Annotated in this window: 11 protein-coding genes and 1 tRNA gene; 5 read left to right on the top strand and 7 right to left on the bottom strand. The window is 71.8% G+C overall.

All coding sequences use genetic code 11. The features are described from left to right. Window positions 1-105 precede the first annotated feature (105 nt). Both AC08OP_RS13375 and AC08OP_RS13370 read right to left on the bottom strand, forming a co-directional pair. Window positions 106-179 (bottom strand) — tRNA-Ala (locus tag AC08OP_RS13375). Window positions 180-263: 84 nt separating this feature from the next. Further along, window positions 264-794, bottom strand: coding sequence for a hypothetical protein (locus tag AC08OP_RS13370; RefSeq protein WP_476614488.1), 531 nt, complete (start codon window positions 792-794; stop codon window positions 264-266). Between the two features lie 854 nt (window positions 795-1,648). Between AC08OP_RS13370 and AC08OP_RS13365 the strand changes: the two genes are divergently transcribed. Both AC08OP_RS13365 and AC08OP_RS13360 read left to right on the top strand, forming a co-directional pair. Next, window positions 1,649-2,977 (top strand): phosphoribosyltransferase family protein, encoded by a 1,329-nt coding sequence (locus tag AC08OP_RS13365; protein ID WP_476614487.1) that lies wholly within the window; start codon window positions 1,649-1,651, stop codon window positions 2,975-2,977. A gap of 36 nt (window positions 2,978-3,013) precedes the next feature. Then, window positions 3,014-3,226: a DUF1918 domain-containing protein gene (locus AC08OP_RS13360; RefSeq protein WP_476614486.1), complete on the top strand. Its 213-nt coding sequence runs from the start codon at window positions 3,014-3,016 to the stop codon at window positions 3,224-3,226. Window positions 3,227-3,236: 10 nt separating this feature from the next. Here the strand turns inward: AC08OP_RS13360 and AC08OP_RS13355 are convergent, their stop codons facing one another. From AC08OP_RS13355 to AC08OP_RS13345, 3 genes are read right to left on the bottom strand one after another with little or no spacing between them, the layout of a single operon-like run. Then, a complete protein-coding gene (locus AC08OP_RS13355; RefSeq protein ID WP_476614485.1) occupies window positions 3,237-3,962 on the bottom strand; it encodes an ABC transporter ATP-binding protein in 726 nt (241 codons plus the stop codon). 16 nt (window positions 3,963-3,978) lie between these two features. Next, window positions 3,979-5,031 carry an ABC transporter permease gene (locus AC08OP_RS13350; protein WP_476614489.1) on the bottom strand — a complete coding sequence of 351 codons (1,053 nt, stop codon included), beginning with the start codon at window positions 5,029-5,031 and terminating at the stop codon, window positions 3,979-3,981. Window positions 5,032-5,060: 29 nt separating this feature from the next. Beyond that, window positions 5,061-5,468: a TOBE domain-containing protein gene (locus AC08OP_RS13345; protein WP_462187801.1), complete on the bottom strand. Its 408-nt coding sequence runs from the start codon at window positions 5,466-5,468 to the stop codon at window positions 5,061-5,063. Between the two features lie 256 nt (window positions 5,469-5,724). Here AC08OP_RS13345 and AC08OP_RS13340 point away from each other — a divergent pair, with 256 nt between their 5' ends. Both AC08OP_RS13340 and AC08OP_RS13335 read left to right on the top strand, forming a co-directional pair. Continuing rightward, window positions 5,725-6,216, top strand: a complete 492-nt coding sequence (locus AC08OP_RS13340) for an NUDIX hydrolase (RefSeq protein WP_476614484.1) — start codon at window positions 5,725-5,727, stop codon at window positions 6,214-6,216. A gap of 276 nt (window positions 6,217-6,492) precedes the next feature. Further along, window positions 6,493-7,059, top strand: coding sequence for a hypothetical protein (locus tag AC08OP_RS13335; RefSeq protein ID WP_476614483.1), 567 nt, complete (start codon window positions 6,493-6,495; stop codon window positions 7,057-7,059). 28 nt (window positions 7,060-7,087) lie between these two features. On the opposite strand, the gene AC08OP_RS13330 is transcribed toward AC08OP_RS13335, so the two are convergent. Together AC08OP_RS13330 and AC08OP_RS13325 are read right to left on the bottom strand one after the other, a co-directional pair. Next, window positions 7,088-9,238, bottom strand: coding sequence for a hypothetical protein (locus tag AC08OP_RS13330; RefSeq protein WP_476614482.1), 2,151 nt, complete (start codon window positions 9,236-9,238; stop codon window positions 7,088-7,090). A 220-nt stretch (window positions 9,239-9,458) separates the two neighbouring features. Beyond that, complete coding sequence (locus tag AC08OP_RS13325; protein ID WP_476614481.1) at window positions 9,459-10,217, bottom strand: TetR/AcrR family transcriptional regulator; 759 nt, start codon at window positions 10,215-10,217, stop codon at window positions 9,459-9,461. Between the two features lie 199 nt (window positions 10,218-10,416). On the opposite strand from AC08OP_RS13325, the gene AC08OP_RS13320 reads away from it, so the two are divergent. Further along, window positions 10,417-10,872, top strand: a 456-nt coding sequence (locus AC08OP_RS13320) for an MFS transporter (RefSeq protein WP_476614480.1), incomplete at its 3' end; no start/stop codon positions are given.

Raw genomic sequence — 10,872 nt, 5'->3', positions numbered from 1 at the left:
CCACAGGACACATCCCCAGCCAGCGACCCCACGGACCACTACCCACCGAAAAAGATCAACCCCAGTCGATCAACGTCGACCGGGGTTCGAACATGGCAACTCTAGTGGAGGTGAGGGGACTCGAACCCCTGGCCTCCTCCGTGCGAGGGAGGCGCTCTACCAGGCTGAGCTACACCCCCCTGGAAGCATCTGAAGCTTACAGGACCGCGTAGCCCCTGTGACGACCACCCCGGTTCGGGTGGATCGCCGCCTCCGGCCGGCCGTCAGCTGATGCTGATGCCCTCCTTGCCCCGAGCCCTCGACCGGGCGGCCGGCACGGCGACCTCCCGGGCGAGATCTGGCTGGATGCGCTCTGACAGGGCGAGGCCGGACCGCGTGACGGTGGCCATCAACCGGTCGAACAGGGGGGCTGCGGCGGCTGGCCGGAGCAGCCCCGCCTCATGGCCGCACCATCCCCACACGCGAGTGCCGTCGATGACAAGCTCCTGGTCCGGCTCGGTGCCCCGAGGGAAGGCTAGCCGGGCGTCGGTCGGAACATCCGCCGTGTCGAGCGGGTGGTGCGTCCACAGTTGCAGGGACTCCTCCGGGCACCACGCCTTGTCCCGGACGGCTATCTGCCATACCGCCCGTCCGGGCTGGTACAGGGCGAGCCGGATCGCCGTTCCCCGGCAACGGAACAGCAGACCGACCCCGTCGGGACGAACGCCTCGTACCTCGACGGGTACCGGGGAGCTCCCCGGGCAGACGAGGTATCCCTCGCTCCGCAACCGGGCCATCCACGACTCGAAGGTCACAGCGAACGCTGCCTTCCTGATAGTTCTCGATAGCTACACAGTGATTGCGTGATGATTACGTAGTAGTTGCGCGGGTCTGGGAAGCCCCAGCGGGGGATCGGCCGGTCGGGACCGGACCAGCCGCCAAGGCCGGACCAGCCCGGCTGACCCTGGCGGCACGGCCACAGGTGACCGGGGCGGGTAGCGGGCTGGCGTGCGACGGGAGAAGACGGAGACGGCGCGACCTGGCTCATCCGGCGGAGCGCACAGCTCAGCCGGTCATCCGGGAGCGCGCACGGAGCACTCCGGTGAACGACCCGGCCAGGGGCAGGACGGGAGTCCGGGAATACGGATGATCGACAGCTGCTCCACCCCGGGAGCAAAAAGATCACTCGTGCAGGTCTGGCACCGAGCCCCGAGGCCCCTCGCGCCCAGAACGGTCCCTGAGTTACAGGACCGGTGCGCTCGTCGCGCGTGCGGCGAGCCTCAGTGGACGCGAGGGCTGGGACAACACCGACAGCGCCCTGGACAACAGACCTCTCGCCACGCCCAGTGAGGGGCGGAGCCGGGCTGCCAACGGAGCGTCACACTTTTATTATGCACGGCATCCCGGCCGGGCGTCGGAGCGCAAGTGGCCGCCGGAGATCGGTTCAGGACCATGCGGACACGGTGATTCCGACTGTCCGGAGCGTCTCGACGATCTTTGCACCGCACACCGCACGCCGCGGACCGTGTATCGCTCGGATCGGGGCAGGTGCCCCGGGACGGTGTGGGTCGGTATCCCGGCGACTAATCGGGGAACGACGACCACAGGACGATGTCCGGTCCGGACGGCGAGCACGAGGAGCCCGCCCGGCCGGCACGAGGAGGTTGTCGTGATCTTCGATAGTCGGGAGGAGGCCGGCCGGCAGCTCGGGCAGCGGCTGGCGTACCTACGCGGCCGTGACGTCGTTGTCGTCGGGCTGCCCCGCGGGGGCATTCCCGTCGCGTTCGAGGTGGCGCGGGCGCTGGAGGCCCCGCTGGATGTCATCCTCGTCCGCAAGCTCGGTGTCCCCTTCCAGCCTGAGCTCGCGATGGGTGCCATCGCCGAGGGTGGGATGCGGGTCGTCAACGAGGAGGCCCGGCGGCTAGCTAACGTGGGGCCGGACGAGTTCGCCGCGGTTCAGGCGCGCGAGTTGGTGGAGCTTGATCGTCGGTCCCGGCGGTTCCGGAACGGCCGGCCGAGGATCCCGCTCGCCGGGCGGACGGTGGTCGTGGTGGACGACGGGATCGCGACCGGCTCGACGGCCTCTGCCGCGTGCCAGGTCGTGCGGGCCCAGGGAGCCACCCACGTGGTGCTGGCGACCCCCGTTGCCCCCCGTGACCGGATTGGCTGGCTGCGCCGGCAGGCAGACGAGGTGGTCTGCGTCCAGACGCCCGACGCCTTCTTCGGTATCGGCGAGTTCTACGCCGACTTCTCCCAGACACCGGACGAGGAGGTCGTCGACCTGCTGTACCGGGCCGCGCTGACGATGCCGGTCGGCGGCGCGGTAGCCGACCCGTCCGGCGGCGATGTCGAGGTCGACATCCCCGTCGGTCGAGTGCGGCTCGCCGGTCGGCTCACCGTGCCCGACCAGTCCCGGGGAGTGGTCGTCTTCGCTCACGGCAGCGGCAGCAGCCGGCACAGCCCACGTAACCAGTTCGTGGCCCGCGACCTCAATGCCGCGGGGCTCGCGACCCTGTTGTTCGACCTGCTCACCCCGGACGAGGAGCGTGACCGGGCGAACGTGTTCGACATCGGGCTGCTTGCCCGGCGGCTGATCGACGTGACCGGTTGGCTGCGCGGCCAACCGGCGACGGCTGCCCTCCCCATTGGTTACTTCGGCGCCAGCACCGGCGCCGCCGCGGCGCTGCGGGCCGCCGCGGAAGGGGGGTTCCCCGTCGCGGCCGTCGTGTCGCGGGGCGGCCGACCGGACTTGGCCGCGGCGCGGCTGACCGCGGTACGCGCCCCGACGTTGCTCATCGTCGGGGCACGGGACGATCTGGTCCTCGAGCTGAACCGGCAGGCCCAGGCCCGACTGCTGGGCTGCGAGAACCGGCTGGCGATCGTTCCGGGCGCCACGCACCTGTTCGCCGAGCCGGGTGCCCTGGAGCAGGCGGCCGCGCTTGCGCGTGACTGGTTCGTCGATCACCTGGCGTTGGCCGGCCATCCCGGTCGCGCCTGACCGGGTACTGACCTGACTTCCGCGCGACGCCGGGCGATGCGTGCCCACCCGGGCGCCACTCTGATGGTCCACCGTCACACCACCCGGCAGCCGGACCGACTCGGCGAGGTCTTCGAGGTGCGCTCGGCGGCGGGGGATCCGCCGTTTGCGGTCCGCTGGTCCGACACGGGGCACGTCAGCTTCGTCTACCCGGATCCGGATGCCGAGATCCGTCACCGCGGCGAGGAGACACGCAGCGGGGCCGGCTGAGCAGCCCGGATCAGTCCTGGTCGACGACCCGCCCCGCATCGAGGGCGAGGGTGCGGTCGGCGAGAACCTCGGCGTCCGTGGGATCGTGCGTGACGATGAGCACCGGAGCCGCCAGTGTCGGTAGCACATTGTGCAGGAAGGACCTGACCTCGCGGCGGGTCGCGGTGTCGAGCGCGGCGAGCGGTTCGTCGAGCAGCAGCAGTCCGGGCCCCGGCGCCAGCGCCCGCGCGAGCGCCACCCGTTGCCCCTGGCCGCCGGACAGGGCATCCGGTCGCCGGTCGCCGAGATGGCCGATCCCGAACCGTTCCAGCCAGGTGTCCGCGGACGCCCGGGCGTGCCGCCGGCCCTGGCCGAGGCGGGCCCGCAGGCCGAAGGCGATGTTGTCGCGGGCCCGCAGGTGTGGGAACAGCAGGTAGTCCTGGAAGACCATGCCGACCGGCCGCTGTTCGGACGGGACGAAACGGTGCTCGGCCGGGTCGTCGAGAACCTCGCCGCCGAGGGTGATCCGGCCCTCGTCGAGCGGGAGGAGGCCGGCCAGGGCCCGCAGCAGCGTGCTCTTGCCCGCCCCGCTGCGGCCGAGGACGGCGACCGTCTCCCCCCGTGCCACGCTGACCTCGACGTCGAGCACGAACTGGCCCTGTCGCACTGTCATCAGCGCGCTGAGCCCGGCTGACGCCGGATCCAGGCCGGGGGCGGGGGGCGCCGCCCGCGCCGAATCTCCGGGGACGGTGTTCACGGGATATGCCCCGCGTTCACGGGATGCCCCGCTCGAGCGCCTCCGGGGCGGCGTCACGCGTTCCCCGGTTGCGTAAAATCCGCCGGGCGCCGGGGAACCAGCGGCCCCGCAGCGCCACCAGAACCCCGACGCAGACCGCGAGCAGTACGAGTGACAGCGCGATGGCTGTGTCCGAGTCCGTCTCCAGCGCCAGGTAGACCGCGAGCGGCGTGGTCCGGGTGGTCCCGGGGAAGTTGCCGGCAAACGTGATCGTGGCCCCGAACTCGCCGAGGGCGCGAGCCCAGCACAGCGCCGCGCCGGCGGCCACCGCCGGCGCCGTCATCGGCATGGTGACTCGGCGAAACGTCATCCACGGCCCGGCACCGAGGGTGGCGGCGGCGTCCTCGAACCGCCGATCGGCGCTGTTCAGCGCGCCCTCGACGGACACGACGAGGAACGGCATGGCCACGAAGATCTGCGCGATCACCACGCCGACGCTGGTGAACGGGATGGTGATGCCGAACCAGCCATCGAGGTACTGGCCGACGACGCCGCGCCGACCCAGCACCAGAAGCAGGGCCACGCCGCCGACCACTGGCGGCAGCACGAGCGGGAGGGTGACCAGGGCGCGCAACAGGGACCGGCCGGGAAAACGGGTGCGGGCCAGCAGCCAGGCCAGGGGGACACCGAACAGCAGCGACAGCGCGGTTGTGGCGGTGGCCGTCTCCACTGATAGGAGGAGGGCCTGCCGGACCGCGGTCTCGGTGAGCAGATCGGGCAGGGCGGACCAGGGGGCGCGGACGAGCAGGCCGACGAGCGGCAGGAGCAGGAACAGGCCAGCGATCCCGGCCGGCACCAGCAGCGCCCAGGACATCCGGCGGCGCGTTTCCCGGCGAACCGCGCGGCGCGGACGTCCGCCGGTCCGCGGGTCACCTGGCCGGGGTGCCCGATCGCGCAGGCTGAACCGGCCGTGCGAGCTGAACCGGCCGTGCGAGCTGAACCGACCGCGCAGGCTGAACCGGCCGTGCGGGCCGACGGCCTGTTGCTCCGGCTGACCCCTTCGAAGGAGCGAACCGCCGCGGACCGACACGGCGGGCAGGCCCTTCTCGCTGATCGGGATCAACGACGCTCGGGTAGCTCGATGACGACGTTGGTCGACTTCACCGCGCCGACCGCGAGGACGCCGGCTTCCAGCCCGAGTTCGTCGGCGGCCTCCCTGCTCATGAGCGAGACCAGGCGATGCGGGCCGGCCTGGATCTCGACCTGGGCCATCACCGCGTCGCGCACCACGCGGGTGATAATGCCGGGGAAGCGGTTACGCGCGGATTCGGCGACGACCGGCGTCTGGGCGGCGGTCTGCTCGGTCGCCAGATCCTTGGCGAATCCGGCCAGGGTGCCGCCTTCGATCGCCCGGCGGCCGGCGTCGTCTAGGACGGTTGGCAGTCGGCCGCTGTCCGCCCACCGGCGGATGGTGTCGTCACTGACACCGAGCAGCGCGGCGGCCTCACTGATCCGGAATCTCGGCATGGGATGATCGTACCCGCATCTTCGGGAGAGCCGCGACGCATGATCCGAAATTACGGTGAAATTACATAAAAATATCCGCTCATGCGGGTCGGGCGGCGAGGTGGTCGGATTGACGGGACCGTGCCCTCGACCGACCCGATGCCGGTCGGATGACCGGTTGGCGCATCACGATCTGGTCCGGCGGGGCACGATGCGGAGGTTGCCCCTCTCGGCCCGACTCGCCATTCCTGCCCGACTCGCCACTCCTGGAGCACCCGTGACACCGCCCGCTTCCAAACCGACCGTCACCGCCACCACGTCCTACGGCGACCCGGTCGCCGGCCCCGTGCGGATCAACGCGCGCGCGCTGCTCGTGACGGGTGATCGGGTGCTGCTCGCCAACGAGCGTGGCCAGAAGTCGTTCCACTTGCCAGGAGGCCGGGTCGAGCCGGGAGAGACCGTGCAGACGGCGCTGCGCCGGCTGCTGAACGAGCAGGCCGGGATCGAACTGGACTACCTGACGTTCGTGGGCGGTATCCAGAACATCTCGATCGAACGCGGTGAGCGGATGGGGGTGCTCGACGTCGTCTTCGCCGCTGACCGGTCGTGGGGCGCCGACTTCGGGAGCAGGCTGAATGATCTCGATATCGTCTCGGTGTCCCTTGGGAGCCTGCTCGACCTGGAACTAAGGCCCGCCGACCTGCGCCGACTGGTCCCCGGCTGGCTCACCAACACCCGTCCGGCCTGGTACGAGTCGGCCAGCCGCTGACTGTAGGCGCGCATCCTCGCATTCGCACGGTTGACCTCATCTCGACTTCAGGTTCTAGCGCCCGCATGCCCGCACGCCCGCATGCCCGCACGCCCGCACGCCCGCGGGTCGGAATGCGGCCGGATGAAGGAGCCAGGCGACCCGCGCCACAGCCCCGTGACAGGCCCGATCCGGTGACGAACCACCCTGGCCCTGGATCCCTTGGGTACATTCGCCCGGTGTTCTCTCGACGCCGACCCTGGCCGTCGCGGTCCGCATCGGGCGCTGCATCGCGCGATGGTTACCGCTGTTTCCGTTGTCACCGCCGGACGGGGTGACACCGGCATGGTCGTCATCGGGGTGACGGGCCACCGCGGGCTCTCCGGCGGGCAGGCCGAATACACGGCCGGCGAGATGCGCCGGGTGCTGGCGCCTCTCGCCGCGGCCGGGCTGACCGGGATCAGCTGCCTGGCCGAGGGAGCGGACACTATCTTCGCCGACGTGGTCCTCGAACTTGGGGGCCGGCTCATTGTCATGATACCCGCGGCCGGTTACCGGGACTTTCAACCCGCTGCGCATCGGCGCGACTACGATCGGCTGCTCGGCCGCGCCACCGAGATACGCAGCCAGGACCGGGCGAAGCCCGATCTGCCCAGCCTGATGTCGGCGAGCCGCCTTCTGGTCGACGCATCCGACCAGGTCCTCGCGGTGTGGGACGGTCTGCCGGCGTGTGGCTTCGGGGGTACGGCGGACGTCGTCTCCTACGCGCGCTGGCGACGCAAACCCCTCCAGATCATCTGGCCCGACGGTGCCGTGCGGGCGGGGGTGACCTCCGTCGCCGGTTCGGGCGAACGACAGCGGTAACCGTCAGAGGCCGCCGCGGGGCTGGGGACTACCGCGGGGCCAACGTCACGACGTCCACCTGCACCGGGGCGAGACTCCTCCTGGCCGGAGCCGGAGCCGGAGCCGGAGCCGTCGTGGCCGGTGGCCGGGTGGCGGCCGGCCGGGTCGTTGCCGGCCGGGTCGGGGGCTTGGTCGCCGTGGACGTCACGGAAGCTCCACTGGCGGTTGTTGCCGCGCGGGTGGTCCGGCCACCGGTGGCCGGGGTGCCGGTGGTCGGGGTGCCGGCCTCGATCGGCCCGGCAGCCACTCCTTCCGCCGCTGCGGACGGCTTGGTCGGCACCGGCGGGGCGGCGGCGAGAACGGGCGGCGCCTGGTGCGCCGGCGGGGAGGCCGCCGGCACCGGGCCGCCAGAGGAGCGCCCCGGCGGCGCGGACCTGCCACCCGCCGCGAGGCGCAGGGTGTTCAGGGCGAAGTCCTCCGCCGCCAGGTCGTTCTGCTGTTCCTCTTTGGTCGGGCCGAGGACGGATCCGCCGCCGAGGGTGCTGGGCCCACCTGAGCCGGGTTCGTCCACGGCGGGTTCCTCCACGGCGGGGCTGCCTGACGCGGCGGGCCGGGGGGCGGCCGGTGCCCGCACGGCCGGGCGGCCCTCGCGGGATCCGGACCGGCCGCTGCTCGGAGTGTCCACGGTGCCGCCGTCGTCCGGCTGTGACTCGTGCAACGGAGCACGCGCACCCGTGGTCACGTCGTCGGGCGAGGAGTTGAGCCCCGCGGCGGTGGCTGCGGCCGCCACCGCTGCCACCGCAGCCACCGCGAATGCGGCGACCGGGCGCATCCGGGACCGGCGAGCGCGAACGAGCGGGTCCACCGGTAGGCGTTCTACCCGTGGCTCGGCCGCCCGCCTCGCTGATGTGGATCCCACCGATGCCGCTCGTCCGGACTCCGGACGAGCGGAGGCCGGACGGCGGTCCGGGGGCGGGAGCTCCGGCGGTGGCAGTGTCGGCAGTGCCGGGAGTGGCGGCAGTGTCGGGGGCGGCGGCAGTGTCGGGAGCGGTGGCAGCGCCCGGGCGGCCATCGGGTCCGGGACACTCCCGGTGGGGCTCGGTGCCCGCCGACCGGTGCTGTGCCGCCCGCCCGTGGCCGTCCTGAGGGGAGCCCTTCCGAGGGGAGCCGTCCGGGTCGGTGGTCGAGGATCGGTAGGCTCAGGCCGCGGATCCGCGCCTGTCGTCGCGGCGCCCGCCCGCCCGCCGTGAGCCGTGGCGGCCTGCCGGCCACGGCCCCACGCCGCTCGGGTCGACTGCGGCTTCGATCCGGAGAGCAGCGCCAGCAGCTCGGCGGTGTCGGGCAGAGAGGCCCCGTCGGCCTGTCGCACACGGGCGAGCGCCCGCCGTACCCCCTGGCCGATGGGAGCCGTGTGCTCCGACCGGTCGGCGCGGCGTCGCCCGGCTCGGGCCGCGGGTTCGACGGACCCGCTGGGCTTTCCCGTCGCGGCCAGATCGACGATCCCGGCCCACGCGACGATGTCGGCGGCGGGGCCCTCCCAGCCACTCGCCGCGGGGCCGTAGCCATAGCCGGGCACGTAGCCGGGGCTGTTGGGGGGAGGCCGCAGGTGGCCGGAGCGCCCGGCGACGACGTGCGGCGTCCCGGGCGCCGTCCCCCCGGCCGAGCCGGCCGCGGGGGACAGCAGCAGTGGTCGCAGGGCCGCCGCGACACCCAGGTCGACCAGCCGCGGCCCGGTAACGGAGAGCACGATATCCGTTGCTGTCAGGTCGCCGAGTACGCCGACCGTGCGGTGCGCCGCATCGATGGTCTCCAACAGGGTCCGGGCGAGGCGGTCGATCTCGTCCGAGGACAGCGGTCCGCGTTCGGTGAGCTCGCGGGCCAGAGTCGGGCCCCCGACGAACTCCGTGACCACGTATGGCCGCTCGGCGTCGGGCGCGGCGTCGAGTACCCCGCAGGTGTGTGCCCCGGCCAGCACGCGAGCGCGGTCGATCGCCGCCGCGAACCGGGCCCGCATGTCCGCGCGCAGGGCGTCGCCCGGGTGCAACGCGCGGATCGCGACCTGCGCGCCTCCGACAGCACGGCTCAGATAGACGATGCCGGTGATGCCGGCGTCCAGCCGACCGAGCAGCTGGTAGGGCCCGAGTGAGGTGGGCTCGCCCACGGCGAGCGGCGCGACGTGACGAGGTAGCCGAGCGGTCATGGTGATGATGCCCCGAATGCGGCTCGTGGACGGTCAGCGACGTTTATTCGCTCCGACGGTAGCTACTCCAGTCGTGTCCGTGAAGGCCGCTACGCATCCTTCTTCGCACTTCTTCGCATCTGCAACGAATTCGGCATCCGCCGGACGCCGGCGGGCACCGGGCGCGAGCACAGTGATCATCGTCGGCGGAACATTGGTCGGCTATTTCCCGGCCAACCGATCATCGGTCGGCCGGTGGCTCCGGCGCGTACGCGACGGCGATTCCGTCGAGAAGCCATTTCAGCGCCTGCTCGAAGCGCGGCGCCGTGTATCCGCAGCCGAGGGCGGCGAGGGCGCGCAGCCGTGGGTACTCCTTCTCGGCGGTCTGCGCGTCCTCGGTGGTCTGCGCGTGGTTGAGGACCTGGGCGTCAAGGACCTGGACGGAGAAAACCGGTCCCGCCATCGGGACACCGGGGCGATCCTGGGAGTCGGCCGCCGGAGGCCGTCGGCGGTCGAAATCCTCCCGGTCGCCGAGTTCGCGCAGCGTGCAGCCGACCACCAGATCATTAAGCGAGTGGATGATGCGCAGCTGGTCCTGCGGATCATCGGTGATCTTCGAGGCGACGGTCAGGCACTGCTCGATGTGCCGCAGCTTGTTGGGACCGAAACCCCGGCGGATGCCGATCCGAAGGGCCCAGGGATGTTCCTGGAAGGACCGCCTCGCGCGCCGGGCGATCTGGGTGAGGCCGTCCCGCCAGTCCTCGGGAACCTCGTCCAGCAGATGCCCAGCCAGGAACGCGTCCCACATCAGGCCGGTCAGTTCGTCCTTGTCCCGGACGTGGTGGTAGAGCGTCATCGTCCCGACGCCCAGATGTGCGGCGATCCGCCGCATCGACACCGCCGTGAGCCCCTCCTCGTCGGCGATCTCCATCGCGGCCAGGGCCAGCCGTTCACCGCTCAGCGGCGTCCGGCATCCCGGTGGGGTGGACACCCGTCCCATCGGCTTCCCCTGGGATCGCCCCGGGGCCGCACTCGGCGGCGCCGCCATCGCCACTCACCTCCTGGCAGGACGCCTCCTGGCAGGACGCACAGGCTGCCGTTTTGGCGTTGGTACATCGTACGGCGTAGGGTTGGCCCACTGCTCGTACGGTGTACGAAGGCTGGAGTTGTATGAAGGCTGGGGTTGGAGGTATCGGGTGATGACAGGTTCGGATGAGGGCAGTTCGGACGAGGACAGTTCGGACGAGGGTGGTGCCGTGGTCGGCAGGACCGCCGGTAACGGGGCGGGCGCCTCGCCGGGAGGTGGCGCACCGCCGGGCCGGGGGATTCCGTGCTGGGCCGTGCTGGCCGTCTGCTGCCTGGCCCAGTTCATGGTCGTTCTGGACATTTCGATCGTGAACGTCGCGCTGCCGTCGATGCAGACCGATCTCGGGATGACGGCGAGCGGCTTGCAGTGGGTGGTCAACGCCTACACGATCGCGTTCGCGGGTCTGCTGCTCTTCGGCGGCCGGGCGGCAGACCTGTTCGGTCGCCGCCGGGTGTTCGTGGCCGGGCTGGCGCTGTTCACCCTGGCGAGCCTCGGCGGTGGTTTTGCGCGGACCGAGGCGCAGCTCATCGTCGCCCGGGCCGTGCAGGGGCTGGGCGGGGCCGTGCTC

The organism is Frankia sp. CeRuru1, from assembly GCF_977966315.1.
The sequence above is the reverse complement of the archived record's forward strand: the minus strand, read 5'-3'. Positions and strand labels throughout refer to the sequence as shown.